This is a genomic window from Burkholderia sp. AU38729, from assembly GCF_020419725.1.
GTDB lineage: Bacteria > Pseudomonadota > Gammaproteobacteria > Burkholderiales > Burkholderiaceae > Burkholderia.
The window spans coordinates 293,771-313,090 of record NZ_JAIZQO010000006.1; the positions used below are offsets into that span (position 1 = coordinate 293,771).

The window sequence follows — 19,320 nt, forward strand, 5'->3', positions numbered from 1 at the left end:
ATTTCGATTGATAATACAAATGGTCTTCTGCAGCGGATATTACACTGAAATTACGCGGCTTTGCCATCTGTCAGGCACGTGACGGAGCGTGTATTCGCGTGCAAAGCCGACCGGATGCGCCGCGCGCACCGTCACCAGCCTGGTGGTGTATTCATCGCGGTGACCAGGCGGTTACCCTGCCTGCCGTGGCGCACGCAGTGTCGAGATTCACTCTACTTGGAATTTCCCTCGCTCAATGTTGACCTGTGAAGTGACTTCAAGGTTGTGGTCGAAACCGGTCCGCCAGCGTTAGGGTTGCTCTGTGGCTCGGTTCGGCCAGTTGCGGTCACTGGCCTATCCTACAAAGCGGCCACTGAAAAGGCCGGTTCGCTCTGAAACCTGCCGCACGAACTCAACGTTCCGAATCAATATTGAACCAAGGCCTCAAATAGCCAACAAGCCGGTCCTCGGCGAAAAAACGCTCAGCGACCGCGTTCTCCGGGAACGTGTCGCACCAAGAATAGCCCACGGCCTTATTGATGAGGGACAGTGGATCATCTTCCCTCGGGAAAATGTGCTCGATACCGAACCGCAATTGGCACGCCGTTGTCCTTGCTTTTCCTTTTTCGTTGTCCGTTGCTGCGTGATGTGCGCGGCCGGGCGTGCCACGCATTAGGTGCTGCCCGAATCGTTTCTTTAGATTGGTCGCCTTGCCAACGTATAGGCACGGATACGGAACGTCGCTCGGCCACCAGTCGTGGTATTCCACCTCGACCCGACTGTTGTTCGGGCCGTGTAGGCGAATGCGGCGATTGGCTGACAACAACTGCCCCTTATTCGCCATCCACCAGAAGGCATAGACACCGGCACTGTCTGGCACGACGATCTTGCCACTCGCATCCACGAGCATTTTCACCGGATGAACCGCTTCGTTTGCAACCATAGCTGCCGTTAGTGATTGCCATGCAATTTCCACCTCTCCGGCGCGATTTCTATCGTTCATGTCCTTTTCGGCCGTAGCCGTTCCCCGCGTCTTTGACGCGCGATTTTAACCCCAGCCGGTGATAGCACTAGCATGATCAAACTGCTCGCGAGCCGAACAGCGGACACTCCGTGACGCGATAGAAAGACAAACGACCGCTGCACCTCGGAGACCGCCGGAATGCGTACGTCGATCGAGGGGCCGTCGCGGGTCGACGCCTTATGCTGTTTTGCATCGCGCGCACGCCCGAAACAATCGCCGCTCTCGGTCGCCGGGTGCCAGCTAGCCGGCCATGAGCGGACCTGCGCAATCGTCACACGTCAGCCTATGACGCGACTCCTTCGTATAGGATGCTGAACATTGGACATCGCTCGTTGTCCAGCGCGTCACGCAACAAACAACAACAGGAAGCCCTGAATGACCACGCTGCGCCGCTACACTAATATTCCCTCGTTGCTCCATATTCTAAAAAACCGCAAGCTCACGTTGCTCGATCCTAAGAAATGGGACGACACTAACGACTCGGCTGGCATGGAGCTTTACCGCAGGCAAAAAAACCTCAAATCAATTGTCGCTTTATGTTTCGCCACTGGCGATGAAACATATCACCACTGGCACGTGTTTGCGGGCGGTGCTGGTGGGGCGTGCATCGTTTTTAACAGGGATAAACTGCTTGCCACCTTCGACCAACAAAACGTCAAATATAGGGAGGTAGACTACTGGACGCTGAAGGCTCTGGACAACAAGAAACTTGCTCTTGACGAACTACCGTTCACGAAACGGTGGGGCTACAGGCCGGAAAAAGAGTTCCGTGCGATCCACGAAAGTGCAGAGAAGAAGCTTTCATTTTTCGACGTGAGCATTCCGCTGGATGCGATTTCAAGAATTACGCTCAGTCCTTGGCTGCCTCAATCGATCGTTTCGACAACGCAGGACATCTTGAGAGGCATCGACGGGTGCGGAAATCTTCAAGTAAGGCGTTCGACTCTTACAGGCAACAAAACTTGGAAAGACGCATTTAAAGAAGCTGCTGAAAAAGTGGCCGGCGAATAAGAGTGGCTAACACAACCCGGACATCAAGCCATATGTCCGTATCCTGGGCGCATGACAAGACGCAAAGCGGGGGGGCTTACGGCGGCCGTTTTGACTCTGCGGATTCAACCCGTCGATGAGAACCGGTCGGCCGTGCGCGAACAGGCCAAGCTGCCCTTGAAGGTTCAAGGTTGAATGAACGGCAATGCGGATAGTTCAACGTCGAGTGAACCGCGAATTCAACCTTAAATGAGCGGGTTTGCCGGTAGACAGTGTACGGCCAGCGGGTCTCACCCGCGCACTTCGGAACCCGATTGCCGTTGGCGTCATGCCCGAGCCCGCCACCTTCAGGGTGGTCGTTGCGCCGCTCGACCGTGCAACCGCAGCCGCCATTCCGCGACCTGATTCACCTGCGCATCGAGTTGCCGTCAGGTAGGGCAAATATCCCCGCGCCGTTGACGGGACGTGGCGTCGCACTGGCTTGATACGCCGCCGAGGGCATCTGCCGGATTCTCCTTGGCATTGCAGTCACCGAGCGACTCCCCGGCCTCGCGTAGTCACCTCCCAACGAGTCACCGATAGCCCGTGCAACTACTGAGTTGCTGCCGAAAATGGTTTATGGTCAAATGACCATGTCAAGTGACCCATATGTTTGTTTCATCCCCAATTGGCAGCCGCCGCCCGATCGCGGATGGTCCAGGCGTGGGCAACGTTTTGCGAAGGCGTCCGGGTGGCGCGGAGATTGACGCGCATCGGCCACCGGAAGTTTGGCGAAATCCCGGGAGATGAAGCAGGCGTCCGCGTATCGACGCCTGGGCAGCTTTCGCCCATCGGCTGAAAGCGCCAGGGTTGAAAAACAAGAATTTCTGGAGACGTTGCTCGTGAATGAAATGCACAGCAGGACGAACCAAGCGATCGATCCTTCGGCGCTACGCGCCCAACTGCGAGACGGCTCCTTGCTGGAGACGCGTGCGTGGCTGGCGTCGGGATGGGCGGAGGGCACGGATGGCCGATCGTTTCCCGTCACGAATCCGGCCACGGGCGACATTCTGGCGCGCGTGGCCAGCCTCGACACCGCGGCGGTCGAGCAAGCCATTGCCTCGTCGGCGCTGGCCCAACAAGCCTGGCAGAAGCGGACCAGCCACGAGCGCGCAAAGCTACTGCGCGCCTGGTACGACCTGATCGTGGCGAATGCCGACGATCTCGCGCTGATCATGACGTCGGAGCAGGGCAAGCCGCTGGCGGAGGCCCGCGGCGAAATCATATATGCGGCTTCTTTCGTGGAGTGGTTCGCCGAAGAAGCGAAGCGGGTCTACGGCGACGTCATGCCTCACCCGCAAGGCGACAAGCGCATCGTCGTCATTCGTCAGCCGATCGGCGTGTGTGCCGCGATCACGCCGTGGAATTTTCCTGCCGCTATGATCACGCGCAAGGTCGCGCCGGCACTGGCCGCAGGCTGCTCCATCATCGTGCGCCCCGCCGACCTGACGCCGCTCACGGCGCTAGCGCTTGCCGTGCTGGCCGAGCGCGCGGGCATTCCCGCCGGTGTCCTTCAAGTGGTGTGCGGCCCGTCGCGCGAGATCGGCGCGGTGCTCACGGCCAGCCCGGTCGTGCGCAAGCTTTCGTTCACCGGCTCGACCGAAGTCGGCCGCGTGCTCATGAGCCAGTCGTCCGCGACGATCAAGCGACTCTCTCTCGAACTCGGCGGCAACGCACCCTTCATCGTGTTCGACGACGCGGATCTCGACGCGGCGGTTGAAGGTGCGATGGCGTCGAAGTACCGGAACAGCGGCCAGACCTGTGTATGCGCGAATCGTTTTCTCGTCCAGGCCGGCATTCATGACCGCTTCGTCGACGCGCTCACGCGGCGAGTCCAGGCGCTCAAGGTCGGAAACGGCATCGAACCGGGGGTGCAGCAGGGGCCGCTGATCCAGCAGTCCGCCTGCGACCACCTGAATCAGCTGATCGACGATGCGCTCGGCAAGGGCGCGCGCATCGTCACGGGCGGCAAAGGCCATCCGCTTGGCGGCACGTTTTTCGAGCCGACCGTCATTGCCGATGCAACGCCGGCCATGCGCGTCGCGCGCGAGGAACTCTTCGGGCCCGTCGGCCCGGTGTTCCGCTTCGAGGATGAAGCGGAAGCGATCGCGATGGCCAACGACACCGAGTACGGGCTTGCCGCCTATCTCTATACACGCGACCACGGCCGCATCTGGCGTGTGGGCGAGGCACTCGAGTACGGCATGGTCGGCCTGAATACCGGCGTGATTTCCAACGAGGTCGCGCCGTTCGGCGGGGTCAAGCAATCGGGCCTGGGCCGTGAGGGTTCCCGTTACGGCATCGAGGAATACCTGGAAATCAAGTACCTGTGCACCCAGGTCTAACGGCCACCGTCCGCATCAAGGAAACGTCAATGGAAATGCTCCCGCAGTCGATGCTCTTCGAAACTGTTCCGTCCATTCTCCAGGAATGGGGTTGTGCGCGCCGCCTGGGTCAGGTGATGGCGGCATGGACGGAGCGCCGCCATGTCCTGATCGTGACCGACGCCGGGCTGCACGAGGCCGGTGTGCTGGAACCGGCGAAAGCGTCGCTGGCGGCCGCGGGATTCCGCGTGGCGGTGTTTGACGAGGTCGTGGCCGACCCGCCGGAAAACGTGGTGTTGCGCTGCGTCGAGTTTGCACGCAGCGCCGAGGCCGACGTCGTCATCGGCCTGGGCGGCGGCTCGTCGATGGACATCGCAAAACTGGCCGCCGTGCTCACCGTGTCGCGGCAATCGATCGCGGAAATGTACGGAATCGGCAACGTTCAGGGTGCGCGCCTGCCGCTGGTGCAGATCCCGACGACGGCGGGCACCGGGTCGGAAGTCACCAACATTTCCATCGTTTCGGTTAACGAAACAACCAAGATGGGCATCGTCGCACGTCAGCTGTATGCCGACAAGGTGATCCTGGATGCCGAATTGACGGTCGGCCTGCCACGCAGCCATACCGCTGCGACGGGCATCGACGCGATGGTTCACGCCATCGAGGCCTATACCAGCAAGCACAAGAAGAATGCCCTCTCCGACGCGCTCGCACGCGAGGCGCTGCGATTGCTGGTGAGCAACCTGATCCCGGCTTGCGAAAACGGCGCGGACCGGCGCGCCCGCGAGGCCATGCTGCTGGGCGCCACGCTGGCGGGGCAAGCGTTCGCCAATGCCCCGGTGGCCGCGGTCCATGCGCTGGCGTATCCGTTGGGGGGCCATTTCCATATCCCGCACGGCTTGTCCAACGCGTTGATGCTGGCACCCGTGCTGCGTTTCAACGCCGACGCGGCGGCTTCGCACTATGCGGAACTGGCGGACGTCGTCGGCGCGGGTGGAACGGGCGACGCCACGGCGCGCACGGCGGCGTTCATCGCCTTCCTGGAAGACCTGATGGATCGATCCGGCGCGCCGCGACGTCTGCGCGACGTGGGTGTCACGCAATCGAGCCTGCCGACCCTCGCGGCCGATGCGATGAAGCAGCAGCGCTTGCTGTTGAACAATCCGGTCGTCGTCACCGAGTCGGACGCATTGCGCCTGTACGAACAGGCCTACTGAACCGACGCCGGCCAATCCGCAGTCGCCGTAACGTTAATAGAGAGAATGCACCGTGAACAATGTAGAAAGGATTGAGCACCACGAGATCGTTATCCTGGGTGCAGGCTTCGGAGGCCTCGGCATGGCCGCTCGCATGAAAATCGCGGGCATCGACGACTTCGTCGTGCTGGAGAAGCGTCCCGATCTCGGTGGCGTATGGCTGGACAATTCGTATCCCGGCGCGGCATGCGATACCGAATCGCACCTGTACTGCTACAGCTTCCATCCGCATTTGCGCGTGAGCGCGATGTATGCCGGCCGCAACGAGCTGCTGCACTATCTGAAATCGCTTGCCGCGCGGTTCGACCTGACGGAACACCTGCGATTCAACCTCGAGATTCGCAGTGCCGAATGGGATGCCGGTGCAAGCCTCTGGCGGTTCGCGCTGAATGACGGCTCCCGGATGACCGCACGATTCTTCGTGCCGGCATGGGGGCAATTGAACCGTCCGATGATCCCCGCGGTTCGCGGCCTGGCGGATTTCAACGGCGAGTATTTCCACTCCGCCGAGTGGCGGCACGACGTGGACCTGAGCGGCAAGCGGGTGGCAAGCATCGGCAACGCCGCCAGCGCCGTGCAGTATGTGCCGCTCATCGCGCCGAAGGTCGATCACCTGACGGTATTCCAGCGAAGCGCGAACTGGATCATGCCGCGCAACCAGATCGTCTTCTCGGCGGAGCAGCTCGATACCTACGAGCGCGAGCCCCATCTGTTCGAAGAAAGCCGGAAATCGCTGCACGCTTTCCGCGAGTCCGGGTTCGAGCGGACGCGGATGGGGTCCAGCGCGCAGCAGGAAGGCAAGAGTCTCGCGCTGGCGCACCTGCATCGCCAGGTGCCGGACCCGGTCCTGCGCGAGAAACTGACGCCGGACTATGAATACGCGTGCAAACGGATCCTGCGATCGGACGACTACTACCCGGCACTCATGCGCGACAACGTCGCGCTGGAGACGGCGGGGGTGGAATCGTTCGTCGACGAGGGCATCGTGACCCGGGACGGCCGCCTGCTTCCGTTCGACGTGGTCGTGTTCGGAACCGGCTTCGAGAGTCAGGCTTTCCAGGGCAGCCTGCAGGTTCGCGGCACGGACCGCACGTTGGCCCAGGCGTGGGAGGACGGCCCGGAAGCGTATCTCGGCATGACCGTGCCGGGCTTTCCGAACATGTTCATGCTGTATGGGCCGAATACGAACCTGAACCACAACTCCATCGTGTCGATGCTCGAGATCCAGCAGAACTACATCATCGACGCGATCGGCGGCATGGCTTCGGCCGGCGTGAAGGCGGTCGACGTCGATCGGGCCGTGTTCGACGAATACAACAGCAAGCTGCAATCGGCGATGGTCGGCTCGGCGTTTTCGGCGGGCTGCTCGAGCTGGTACAAGAACGCGCAAGGAAAGGTGATCAACAACTGGCCGGGCACGGTGGACGAATACCGCGCCGTGACGCAATGGGATCAAAGCGTGTTCGCTGCGATCTGAGCGGGGATGCCCATGACATCGGTGCACTGGTTGCCGCTGACCGAGGTGGCTGACGATGCGCGGGACGCCGTTCGGGCGTTCCGCGAACTGGGCGGGCGACACTACGGCAGCTTTTCCGTCGACCAGTCGCGCGTGAACTTCGTGCGGGCCTGCGAATTGAACGGCCTCGCCGCCGACGCAGCGGTTGCCCACGACGATATCGATGTTCCCGTCGCGGACGGCAGCATTCGGGTACGGCTCTATCGTCCGCCCGCCGGGGATCGCGTCGAGGACAAACCGCTGATCGTCTTCATTCACGGCGGCGGGTGGGTGATCGGCAGCGTGGACACGCATGACGGCATCTGCCGTCATCTCGCACGGCACGGCGGGTGTGTTGTCGCTTCCGTGGAGTACCGGCTAGCGCCGGAGCAGCGGTGGCCGGTCCCGCTCGAAGACTGCGAGCGGGCATTGGACTACCTCGCGGCCAACGCTTCCGCGCTTGCCATCGATGTGTCCCGGGTGATCCTGGCCGGCGACAGCGCCGGCGGCAACATGGCGACCCTCATCGCCAATGCGGCATCGGCGGCGGGACCCGCGATCATCGGGCAGATCCTGTTCTATCCCGTGACGGACCTGACGGCGTCGCTTCCGTCCTACCAGCGCATTCAAGGCGGATTTCCGCTGGTCGCCGAGTCGATGCGCTGGTTCCGGGAGCACTACGTGCCGGCCGGCACGCCGTTCGATCTTCCACGCCTGTCCCCGCTGCTGCATGCGGAAGGCCGGCGGCAGCCGCCGATGTTCATTGCCACGGTGGGGCTGGATCCGCTGTGTGACGAAGGCGTTGCCTACGCATCGTGCGCGGCCCGCGCGGGGAGCACGGTCGAGCATCTCCATCTGCCCGGGCATCATCACGGCATCATCACCGCGGCCCGCACGATCCCGGCAGCGAGATACCTGCTGGATCGCGCCGTTTCCTTTGTCCGGCGGCTTGCCGAACCAGACGGCTTCAAGGCTTGACGCGTCGATCGTCGCGCGGGTCGGCGCATTCGCCCCTTGCGACCGGTCGGGTAATGGAAACTCCTGATTCAAATTGTCCCTCGACTGCATAGACTGGGAACCGTGGAACTTGGTCAATTGATCATGTTCGGGGTGACCGGTCAAACCGGGATGCACACCTCAATGACCCGCGTGCATGCCTGGCCGGGTGCAGCGGGGGGCACGTACTGGTTTGAAACGTTGTCGCCGGCATGCACGTGCGAGCGTCTTTTTCTTTCGTAGTCACATGACCAAGTCAATTGATCTAGTCGTGCGGCGTTACGGATATTTTCAATAACGGGTCATCGGAGGGATCTCATGACTAAGAATCAAGCAGATTCGGGTTTGCCTGAGCACGTAGAGGTACTAATCATCGGGGCGGGGATCTCGGGGCTCGATGCCGCTTGTCATCTTCGCATGAACTTGCCGGACCGCTCGTTCGCCATCCTGGAAGCCATGGATGGATTCGGCGGTACGTGGTGGACCCATCGCTACCCGGGCGCGCGTTCCGACAGCGATCTGTACACGTACGCATTCGGATTCCGCCCGTGGCAGGGCCGCTCGATCGCCACGGCGGAGGAGATCCACAGCTATCTGGGCGATGTCATCAAGGAATACGACCTCGGTTCGAAGATCCACTACGGGCATCGTGTTCAAACGGTGAGCTGGTCGAGCGAGCAGAAGCGCTGGACGGTCGAGGTGTCGCGCAAGGATACCGGCGAACACTTCTCGATCACCACGGACTTCCTGTGGCTGGGGGCGGGGTACTACGACCATCGGCAGGGCTTTACGCCGAAGTGGAACGGGTTCGACCGCTACAAGGGAACGGTCGTGCATCCGCAGCACTGGCCGGAAGACCTCGACTACGCCGGCAAGCGGGTGGTCGTGATCGGCTCGGGCGCGACCGCCGCGACGCTGATTCCAGCGATGGCCGGCACCGCGGCGCATGTGACGATGCTGCAACGGTCGCCGACGTTCTTCACGGCGGTTCCGTGGACCCACCAGCTGGACGCGACGCTGCGTGAACTGAGCCTGCCCGAGGAGTGGCGCTCCGAGATTCTGCGGCGTGCACACCTGAAACAGACGTTCGACCTGATCAACCTGTCCGCAGCGAACCCGGACGCCGTTCGCGACTGGTTGATCAACGAGACCCGGCAACAGCTGCCGGAAGGGTTCGACGTCGACAAGCACTTCAATCCCAGCTATCGCCCGTGGCAGCAGCGCGTGGCGGCGGTGCCGGAGGGCGACCTCTTCACGGCGATCCGGGAGGGCAAGGCGTCCGTCGTGACGGACACCATCGAATCGTTCGACGAAAGCGGCATCGTGCTGGCGTCGGGCGAGCACCTGCAGGCGGACATCGTCGTGACGGCGACGGGCTTCGACATGAGCGCTTTCGGCCAGATCGCGTTCCACCTCGACGGCGAACCGGTCGACATGTCGAAGCGGGTCTCGTATCGGGGAATGATGATCGAGGGTATCCCGAACATGGCGTTCATCTACGGCTATTACCGGTCGAGCTGGACGTTGCGCGCCGATCTCGTGTGCGAATTCACCTGCCGCGTCCTGGCGCATATGGACAAGGTGGGCGCGAAGACGGTGGAGCCGTGCCTGCGCGCCGAAGACGCGGACATGCAGCGGCTGCCGTGGACCGACCCGAACAACTTCAATGCCGGGTACGTGATGCGCTCGCAACACCAGATGCACTTGCGTGGCGATCGCATGCCGTGGCAGCACCACTTCGAGTACGAGGAGGAGCGCCAGACCATTCCGGAATTGAGCCCGGATGCCGAAGTCCTCGTGTATCGCTGATCTCCGCGCAACGTTCGAATAAAGGTGAAGTTATGGCACTCGATTTGTACCTCGCTGGTTTTCTCGAATCCCTTGCCGGGTCCGGCGCGAAACCGCTGTCGCAGTCCAGCCCGGAAGAGGCGCGTGGATTGATGCAGCATCTGGCGCGCGCCGTTCGCGCACCGGAGGCCGTGGTCGACGTTCACGGCGTGGAAGACCTGACCGTTCCCGGCGCGACCGGATCGCTGCGGGCGCGGCTGTACCGTCCGACCCAGGAGCGCAATCTGCCGACGGTCGTCTATCTCCATGGCGGCGGATTCGTGATCGGCGATCTGGATACCCACGACAATATTTGCCGGGAGCTGGCGCGCGGCGCCAACGCGGTCGTCGTCTCGGTGGAGTACCGGCTGGCGCCGGAGTATCCGTATCCGGCCGCGGCGGACGATGCGATCGCCGCCACCCGATGGGTGATCGCGAACGCGGGTGAGCTGGGCGGCAGCGACGTCGTCGCGGTGGCCGGAGACAGCGCCGGCGGCAATCTGGCCGCGGTCGTGACCCAGCAACTGCACGCCGACGGCATTGCGCTGTCCGCCCAGTTCCTGATCTACCCCGCGGTCGCGCAGGATCGCGCCGGCTTTCCTTCCTTCAAGGAAAACGGCGCAGGCTACTTTCTCGACCTCGAGACGATCGCCTGGTTCGAGCGACATTACGTGCCCGACGGGACCAACCGGGAGGATCCGCGACTGGCGCCGATCCGTGCGAAGGATCTTGCCGGGTTGCCGCCCGCGGTCATCCTGACCGCCGAATTCGATCCGCTGCGCGACGAGGGCGAGGCCTATGGCCGCTTGCTCCACGCGAGCGGCGTGAAGGTCGACACGATCCGGTGCGACGGCATGATTCACGGGTTCTTCGACATGGGGGCGATCTCCCCGGGCGCCCAGGCGTGGATCGAGAAGGGCATCGCGAGCTTTCGAACGTTACTCGGCGCCGCGCAGCACCATTGATACGTTGGCGGAAGCGACCTGATTTCGCTTTTCGCCATTTCGTGGCCGCACGCGGTTCGATGGATGACCTCCAACGGTGCCGATGCGGCCGCGCAGTGCTGATGCATGACGGCATGAAGCCGATCGCGCGGCGGCTCGCTGAGGCCGCGACGCGAATGGCGGAATCGATGCATCAGGTAGTTGCTTGTGAAGCGTGCAGGCATCTATCGAGGACACAGACCCGTGAAGAACTCATTCGATTATCTTGTTGTAGGCGGCGGCTCGGCCGGCAGCGTGCTGGCTTCGCGTTTGACCGAAGATCCCGACGTGACGCTGTGCCTCTTCGAAGCCGGCGGCACCGGCGATGGATGGCCCGTCACCGTGCCGGCCGCCCTGGTGCTGATGATCCCGTCCAAGCTGAACAACTGGGCGTTCGAGACGGTGCCCCAGAAGGGGCTGCAGGGGCGACGCGGCTACCAGCCGCGTGGCAAGGCGTTGGGCGGATCGTCCGCGATCAATGCGATGGTGTACACGCGCGGCCATCATGCCGACTACGACGATTGGGCCGCGCTCGGCAACGAAGGCTGGGGCTGGAACGACGTCTTCCCGTATTTCAAGCGAAGCGAGCACAACGAGCGGCTCGGCAATGAATGGCACGGGCGCGACGGCCCGCTGTGGGTCAGCGACCTGAGGACGGACAATCCATTCCAGGCGCGTTGGCTGGACGCCGCACGAGAGTGCGGCCTGCCCGTCACGGACGATTTCAACGGTGCGGAGCAGGAAGGCGTCGGCATCTACCAGGTGACCCAGAAGAATGGCGAGCGCTGGAGTGCGGCACGCGCCTATCTTTTTCCGCACCTGAAGACGCGCGGCAACCTGACGGTGGAGACGGGCGCGCAGGTCCGGCGCATCGTGTTCGACGGCAAGCGGGCCGTGGGCGTCGAGGTCACGCGTGGCGGGAATGTCGAGACGGTCTGGGCGAAGAAAGAGGTGATCCTTTCCGCCGGCGCGCTTCAATCGCCGCAGTTGCTGATGTTGTCCGGCGTCGGGCCGAAGGACGAACTCGAGCGTCACGGAATCCAGGTCGTCGCCGATCTCCCGGGCGTGGGTGAGAACCTGCAGGATCATCCGGACTTCGTCGTCAGCTACAAGACGAACAGCCTGGATGCGCTCGGCGTATCGATGCGCGGCGCGATCAAGACGCTGGGCGACATCCGGCAATACCGGAACTCGCGAACCGGTACCCTGACCACCAACTTCGCCGAAGGCGGCGCATTCCTGAAGACGCGTCCCGATCTCGATCGCCCGGACGTTCAGATGCATTTCGTCGTCGGGCCCGTCAGCGATCACGGACGGAAGGTGCGGCTCGGACATGGTCTTTCCTGTCACGTGTGCCTGCTGCGGCCGAAAAGCCGTGGGTCGGTCAAGCTGCGAAGCGCCGATCCGCTCGATGCGCCGTTGATCGACCCGGCATTCCTCGAGCACGACGACGATCTCGAGGTCCTGGTCGACGGGTACAAGCTGACCCGGCGGTTGATGGCCGCGCCGGCGATGGCCCGGTTCGTGACGGAGGACGTGTTCGCGTCCCGGTCGCGATCGGACGACGACATTCGTGCGTTGCTGCGCGAGCGGACCGACACCGTGTACCACCCGGTCGGAACGTGTCGCATGGGGAACGACGCGCTCGCGGTCGTCGATTCCCAGTTGCGCGTACGGGGAACGGAAGGCTTGCGCGTGGTGGATGCATCGATCATGCCGACGCTGGTGGGCGCAAACACGAACGCGCCGACGATCATGATCGGTGAGAAAGCCTCTGATCTGATCAGGAGGATCTCCCGATTCCCGTCCGCGATACCGGAAAACGCGGTGTGAGTGGCCTTCTCGCCGACGTTCGTCGGCACGAAGGCCTCAACCGCACGTGAACGTCGCGAGCATGATGTGTGCAGCGACGTCCATGACCCGAAGGCAAGGGCTCGCCGCCCGGTTGCGGCAAGACTGGACGTTGCCGCGGCATCGCGCGCTTTCTGGCGTCGAGCGCTCGCGCGGTGAGTCCTGGTGATGCGGCCAACCGCCGATCATGAACGCATCCTTGCTCGTTGAAGCGCAAGGCGAGCACGAGGCAAGCGATGCCGCCACCCGACGCGCGGATGCCGGGTGGCGACCTGTATGCGCCAACCACCGGAGAAAGACCGCTGCTTGCTTCATGGCGATGAGTCGCCGCAACCGACGAACCAGTCGGCCGATCGATCTCGCTCGGCGTCCGGCCTCGTCCGGGCGCGGGAAATATTCTTCCCTAGCCTCTATCCCGATGGCGTCGGCGTGTGTCATGCCGAACGCCGTCTTCAATTCGACGAGCCATGCCTGTGAACGGGGACCCCCGTGCGGCGCCTGAACGCGGTCCGGAAGGTGTCCGCTTGCACGAAAGGCAACGACTCGGAAATTCAATCATGCACTCGCTCATACTCATCGCGGATGACGCACCGGAAATGTCGTCGACGCTCGATACCTGCCTGACTCGCCATGGCTTTCGAACATTCCAGACCCACCCCGCCCAGACCGTGCTGGCTACGCAACTGAACCTGAAGCCGGATCTGGTCATTCTCGACGTCCGTGAACTGCGTGCGGATACCCTGGACATGCTCGCCAGGCTTCGACGGCAAAGCGATGCCCCCATCGTCGTCATTTCGGCGTGTGACCGGGAGGGGGAGCAGCTGCGCGCACTGCACGCCGGCGTCGACGACTACATCGTCAGGCCGTTCGACCCGGACGTGGTCGTCGCGCGATTGCTCACGATTCTTCGGCGCTCCGGCACGCTCGCGCCTGAACGTCGTCTCCGGGTGGGTACGCTCGAAGTCGATACGGAAAGCTATATGGCGTGCGTGAGAACGTCCTCCGGCGAAACGCCGGTCTCCGTGACACTCGTCGAATTCCGCCTGCTGGCTCACATGGCCAGGCTGCCGAATCGTGCATTTACGCGCGTCGAACTGCTCGATGCGTGCATGGCGGACGTCAGCGCATCCACTCGCACCGTCGACAGCCACATGAGCCGGTTACGGAGAAAGCTGATGGCCGCCGGCGCGTCGGGCATCGTGGAAAGCGTGCACGGCATCGGCTATCGACTGCGAAAATCCGGCTGACGGGGGAGGGTGCCGCGCGTGGCGTGACACGGCGGCTCGTCCGTCAGCCGCTTCTTCTTCGAGTGATCCGTGCCCCCGGGTGGGAGAACTCGATCGCCGTTTGGCTCGACCCTCCATCCGAGGTCAGGCAGGCTTCGACACGGCGGGCCGCGATTCACGATCGCGGCCCGCCGCGCGCTTCAGACATCCGGCCGTTACTGCGCGATGACCCCGTCGCGAGAGAAGATCAGCCACTTGTCGCCGGTCGACGGGAGCGCCGCGGTGTACGTCGTCCCGGTCTGGGTACGCAGGCGCTGGAACGTCTTGCCATCATCGATACTTTGAGCCTGCAGCCCGTCGACCCCTATCGCCAATACCGTGGCGCCTCGGGACGCAAGCGCGGTAATGGAATTCCGGGTGTCGAGCGTCGCGCGCGACCAGGTATGGCCGTTGTCCTCGCTTCGCATCAGCGTGCCGCGCAGCCCGCCGACCAGCAGCACGCCGTCGGGCAGCGCCACGCCGCACCAGAACGACCCCTTGTAACCGGTCTCCACGCTTTCCCACGTGTTGCCCTTGTCCCGGGAAATCAGGAGTTGCCCCTTCTCGGCCGTGGCGAAGATCTCGCCATTGCCGTTCGAAAACAGGCCGAACAGATTCAGGTCCGACTTCTTGCCGTTCGGGAGCACGGCTTCCTTTTTGGTCCAGGTCTTGCCGCCGTCATCGGTGACGAGGATGAGCGACCAGAGTCCGACGGCCACGCCGTGGTTGGCGTCGATGAAGTGCACGCCGAACAGCGGGCGATCCTCGCTCGTCACGAGACGTTGCACCTCCCACGTCTCGCCGCCGTCGGTCGTCTTCAGGATCGCGCCCCAGTGGCCGACTGCCCACCCTGTCCTGGCGTCGATGAAACTGACGGACGTCAGCGTCGAGCTCACGGGCACGGACTTGGCCTGACGGTACGTCGCACCGCGGTTGTCGGACAGCAGGACGATGCCGTTCGCGCCGACACTCACGACCCGCTGGCCGGCCCAGGCCGCATCCAGCACGGGGGACTGGGTCGCGATGCTGGACTGGACGGCCGGCACGGGCCGTAGTTCCGATGCGGATGCCGCGCCTGGCATGCTGCCCAGCAGCGCGCCAAGGACGACGGCGCCGGCCGACAGGGAGAGAACCTTGCGATACAGGGTCATGGAATCCTCTTCTTCTTCAATGAGCGAGCAGGCCGGGGGCACGGGCGGGCTTGCGCCGCGGGAAGATGCGCTCGAGCCAGACGGCGAACGCGGGCAGAACCGTCATGGCCATGACCATGTTGACGATGAACATGAACGCCAGGAGCTTGCCCATGTCCGCCTGGAACTTGAGCTCGGAGAACGACCAGGTGGCGACGCCGATCGCGAGCGTGATCGCCGTGAAGATGGTGGCCGTCCCGATCTCGAGGATCGACTGTTCGAGCGCCTTGACGATGCCGACGCCGTTGGCGAGATGCAGCTGCAGCCGGTTGTAGATATAGAACGCATAGTCGACGCCGATACCCACCGCCAGCACCATCACGGGCAACGTGGCGACGGTCAGGCCGATCTGCAGCTCCTTCATGAACCAATACCCGACGAAGGTGCCGATCGTCAGCGGCAGGCAGCAGGCGAGCACCGCGCGCAGGTCACGGTACGTGACGAGGACGAGCAGGACGATGGTCGTATAGACGTAAAGCATCATCGGCAATTCGCTGCGCTCGATTTCGTCGTTGACCGCGGCCAGCACGCCGGCGTTGCCGGACGCGAGCCGGATCTTCACGCCCGGCAGCTTGTCCGTATCACGGAAATGCTTCGCGGCGTTGATCACCTGGGTGATCGTGGTCGCCTTGTGGTCGGCCAGATAGATGTTCACCGCCGTCATGCTGCAGTCCTTGCGCATCACGCCGGGCGTGCGGGCCACCTCGCCGGCCAGCGATGAATAGTTGTCCGGATCGATGGGGATCGCGGACATCTTCGGATTGCCTTCGTTGTATCCCTCGTTGTATTGCCGCAGCAACGACGAGAACGAAACGACCGACAAGACGCCGGGGACGGCACGCATCGACCAGACGAAGCGATCCTGGTAGGCGCCGACCTCCACGTTGTTGCAGGACTGGGGCGGCGCTTCGAAGACGATCGAAATCCAGTCCAGGCCGACGTCATAGCTCGACGCAATCGAAACCGAATCCTGGTTGAACCGGGCGTCGGCACGCAGCTCGGGCGCGCCGGCCTGCAGCGTGCCGACCACGCGGTCCCGGCTTTCCCAGGCCGCCACGGCGAACACCACGACGGCGGCCAGCAGGACGATCGCCGCATTGCGCGGAATGGCGACTTTGGCGAGCACGCGGAGCACGCGGCCACGACGAACGGCATGCAGCTCCGCATTCTTTGCATAATTGCCGTCGACCTTGAGCAACGACGCCGCCAGCGGCAGCATCACCAGGTTCGTGACGATCTTGTACGCCACGCCGAGCGAAGCGGTGATCGCGAGCTCGCGCACCATCGGGATCGGAATCAGGATCAGCGTGACGAAGGACACGAACGCGGTCACCAGCGCGAGCGTGCCGGGAATCAGCAGCCCGCTGAAGCTGGACCGGGCGGCTTGCTCCACCGACTTCCCGTGGGAGATCTCGCGCACGATGAAATTGATCTGCTGGACGCCGTGTGAAACGCCGATCGCGAACACCAGGAATGGAACCAGCACGCCCAGCGGGTCGAGCCCGTAGCCGAGCAGATGCAGCGTGCCGAACTGCCAGACGAGCGAGACGAGCGAGCAGGTCAGCGGCAGGATCGTCAGGCGAATGGAGCGACAGTACCAGTAGACGGCCAACGCGGTCAGGAGCAGGGCGATCGCGCAGAACTTCAGGACGGACGACGCACCGTTTGCAATATCGCCGATCTGTTTCGCGAAACCGATGATCTGGATTTCATAGTTCGCATCCTCGAACTTGGCGCGCAATTGCGTTTCGAGCGCCTTGTCGAATGCCACATAGTCCACCCGCTCGCCTTTGGCATCCAGCTCGTTGAGATCGGCGGTGACCATGGCGCTGCTCTGGTCGCGCGACACGAGGCTGCCGACGAAACCGCCCTGGGCGGTCGAGCGCGAAATGGCGCCGACCGTGTTGCCGTCGAGCTGATCGGGCGTCACGGTGCCGGGAATGAGCGGGTCGGCCCGAAATCCGTCTTCGGTGATCTCGTTGACGAATGAATTCGGTGTCCAGAGCGATTGAACACTGCTGCGAGATACGTTCGGCAGGAAGGTGACCGCCTGGGTGACTTCATACAGGCGCTTCAACGCAGCCGGCGTCCAGATGCTGCCCTTGCGGGCCTTGACGACGACGATCAGGCGGTTGGCGCCGAGCAGGTCACCGCGATACTCGTTGAACGTCTGCGTGTATTCGTGGCCCAGCGGCAGCTGCTTCTCGAACCCGGCATCCATGCGCAGCTTGACGGCGAAGCAGGCCATGACGACCGTGAAAAGCACCAGGAGCCCCAGCACGAGACGCCTGTGACCGAACAGCGTATTTTCCAGCGAATGAAGAATTCTTGGCAGCTTGCTGGGTCGGGCTGCGTCGGAAACAGGCGGTTGATTCATATTGACCTCAGAAATTTCGAGATGCGACGATTGCCACGAAGTCCCTGTCACGTAGCGGGTTGGCCAGCGGGTTGGTTGGGCCCATGAAACGGGTGTAGTTCAATCCGACCTGCCAGTTCGCCGGGTTCTGTATGAAGTTCACATACAGGTTCATGGCCGTCACGCCGCGCATGAACTGGGCATTCACGTTCGGCGTATTGCCGAAGAGGCCGTACCGGACGAATATCCCCGGATTGACCTGCCACCCGGGAATGACGGTGCCGTCGTACACCCAGTTGAAATCGACGTCGATCCCGCCGGAGTATTTCGTTCCCTGGGCACTACCCGGCGTGTTGAGTGCGCCGGTCGCGAACAAGTCGTTGAATTCGTTCCCCCACAGAAGCGCGCCAGGCGAAATCGGCGATCCGCCGTAGCTCTTGTGAAGCCCCGGATAAGCGATGATCACCGTCTCGGTCGTCAGCGTGGCGGTCTGGGCGCCGAGCAGCTTCAGGAAGGCGCCCGAATTGCCCGGTTGCAGCGAATAGAGGGTCGTCAGGTGCCACTGGAAGCGCTTCTCGTCGACCCAGCAGTTCCCCCCTTGCGCGACGCATCCGCTGGCCGGATTCAGCGGAACGGCGTCTCGCGGCCGGTACGAGAGCTCGGTGCCGATCGCCCAGTCGCCCACCGGGAAGTTGGCGCTGACACCGATCATGTGACGGTCTTCCGGAAACCGGAAGACCGTCCCGCCCGTCGAGCTCAGCGAGACTTGCGGGAACTTGTCGTGGTACGCGATCGTGTAGAAGCCGAGATTCAGGTCCGTTCCCGCCGGCTGGTAGCGAATGGAAAAACCATACTGCCCGCCGTTCTTCGGATGGATGGTCGAGGCGCCGTACGTATTGTTGCCGGGCCCGACGATCTGGTTCGACCAATAGCTGCCAACCGGCGGCAGGTAATTCTGGTTCCAGTTGCTCTGGAAGTACCCTTCGACGTTCACGCCGTGACCCACGCCGGATGCGACGCTCACGATCGGCGCAGGCAGGATGATCTCCTTGACCTGCGCGCCGGGCTGGGACGCGCGATTCACGTCGATCGCATTCGTCGCATTGACCCCGCCGGTTTCCCAGATGCTTTCGCCCCAGCTGACGACCTGGTTACCTACGCGGATGCGCGCGATCTGGTCGCCGACGTTGAACTGCTTGCTGACCCACAGGTCGAGCAGGCGCGGCTTGAAGCGGATGTTCTTCTCGGCATCGGACGGGAGCCCGCCGCTCAGGTTGGGCGAAGGGTTGTAGAACAGGTCCTGTCCGCTGGTCGCGCCTGTCGTGCGGGTGCCGGAGTAGTCGTATTGCCAGGTGCCCCGTGCCATGAACGTGAGCCCTTGCGACGGCATCTTCAGGACCAGCTCGTGGTTGCCCTTGAGATAGCTCGTGAACGGATCGCCCTTGCCGTAGTTGATGTCGCCCTGATCGGAGAGGCCGCTCAATTGACCGAGCCGGCCGCCACCCGTCTGCGCACCGGTGGCCACGTTGTAGGTCGGCGACACGAGATTGCTGCTCGGCGACGCGGTGCGAATGCCGACGCCTGCCGATATCGTCGAATCGAAACTGCCTTCGACGTTGCCGATCGTGAACGTGAAGGCATGCGCGCTGCCGCACCCGACGGCGACAAGCGCCGCGATTGCCGCGCGCACGAACACCACGCTGGAGCGGGGCTGTAATGAGGAGGTGGTAGCCATTTTGTCTCGG

The 19,320-nt window shown here is 63.0% G+C and carries 13 protein-coding genes; 9 read left to right on the top strand and 4 right to left on the bottom strand.

Annotated features, from left to right (window positions below):
- Positions 1–391: 391 nt before the first annotated feature.
- Positions 392–982, bottom strand: a complete 591-nt coding sequence (locus tag LGM56_RS18220) for a GIY-YIG nuclease family protein (protein ID WP_226206175.1) — start codon at positions 980–982, stop codon at positions 392–394.
- Between the two features lie 396 nt (positions 983–1,378).
- Between LGM56_RS18220 and LGM56_RS18225 the strand changes: the two genes are divergently transcribed.
- The 9 genes from LGM56_RS18225 (at position 1,379) to LGM56_RS18265 (ending at position 14,011) form a co-directional block, all read left to right on the top strand.
- On the top strand, positions 1,379–2,014 hold the full coding sequence (locus LGM56_RS18225; RefSeq protein WP_226206177.1) for a DUF2971 domain-containing protein: 636 nt from the start codon (positions 1,379–1,381) through the stop codon (positions 2,012–2,014).
- A gap of 869 nt (positions 2,015–2,883) precedes the next feature.
- Positions 2,884–4,377, top strand: coding sequence for an NAD-dependent succinate-semialdehyde dehydrogenase (locus LGM56_RS18230; protein WP_226206404.1), 1,494 nt, complete (start codon positions 2,884–2,886; stop codon positions 4,375–4,377).
- Between the two features lie 29 nt (positions 4,378–4,406).
- Positions 4,407–5,573, top strand: a complete 1,167-nt coding sequence (locus LGM56_RS18235; protein WP_226206178.1) for an iron-containing alcohol dehydrogenase — start codon at positions 4,407–4,409, stop codon at positions 5,571–5,573.
- Between the two features lie 52 nt (positions 5,574–5,625).
- A complete protein-coding gene (locus tag LGM56_RS18240) occupies positions 5,626–7,089 on the top strand; it encodes a flavin-containing monooxygenase (RefSeq protein ID WP_089498453.1) in 1,464 nt (487 codons plus the stop codon).
- A 12-nt stretch (positions 7,090–7,101) separates the two neighbouring features.
- Positions 7,102–8,085, top strand: coding sequence for an alpha/beta hydrolase (locus tag LGM56_RS18245; RefSeq protein WP_226206180.1), 984 nt, complete (start codon positions 7,102–7,104; stop codon positions 8,083–8,085).
- 336 nt (positions 8,086–8,421) lie between these two features.
- Positions 8,422–9,912, top strand: a complete 1,491-nt coding sequence (locus LGM56_RS18250) for a flavin-containing monooxygenase (protein WP_089498455.1) — start codon at positions 8,422–8,424, stop codon at positions 9,910–9,912.
- Between the two features lie 32 nt (positions 9,913–9,944).
- Positions 9,945–10,895: an alpha/beta hydrolase gene (locus tag LGM56_RS18255; protein ID WP_226206182.1), complete on the top strand. Its 951-nt coding sequence runs from the start codon at positions 9,945–9,947 to the stop codon at positions 10,893–10,895.
- A 222-nt stretch (positions 10,896–11,117) separates the two neighbouring features.
- On the top strand, positions 11,118–12,746 hold the full coding sequence (locus LGM56_RS18260; protein WP_226206184.1) for a GMC family oxidoreductase: 1,629 nt from the start codon (positions 11,118–11,120) through the stop codon (positions 12,744–12,746).
- A 575-nt stretch (positions 12,747–13,321) separates the two neighbouring features.
- Positions 13,322–14,011 (top strand): response regulator transcription factor, encoded by a 690-nt coding sequence (locus LGM56_RS18265; protein ID WP_089498458.1) that lies wholly within the window; start codon positions 13,322–13,324, stop codon positions 14,009–14,011.
- A gap of 194 nt (positions 14,012–14,205) precedes the next feature.
- On the opposite strand, the gene LGM56_RS18270 is transcribed toward LGM56_RS18265, so the two are convergent.
- The 3 genes from LGM56_RS18270 to LGM56_RS18280 are packed head-to-tail and all read right to left on the bottom strand — an operon-like array spanning position 14,206 to position 19,310.
- On the bottom strand, positions 14,206–15,180 hold the full coding sequence (locus LGM56_RS18270; protein WP_226206185.1) for a WD40/YVTN/BNR-like repeat-containing protein: 975 nt from the start codon (positions 15,178–15,180) through the stop codon (positions 14,206–14,208).
- A 16-nt stretch (positions 15,181–15,196) separates the two neighbouring features.
- Positions 15,197–17,596 carry an efflux RND transporter permease subunit gene (locus LGM56_RS18275; protein WP_226206187.1) on the bottom strand — a complete coding sequence of 800 codons (2,400 nt, stop codon included), beginning with the start codon at positions 17,594–17,596 and terminating at the stop codon, positions 15,197–15,199.
- 7 nt (positions 17,597–17,603) lie between these two features.
- Complete coding sequence (locus LGM56_RS18280) at positions 17,604–19,310, bottom strand: DUF1302 domain-containing protein (protein WP_089498461.1); 1,707 nt, start codon at positions 19,308–19,310, stop codon at positions 17,604–17,606.
- Positions 19,311–19,320: the final 10 nt, after the last annotated feature.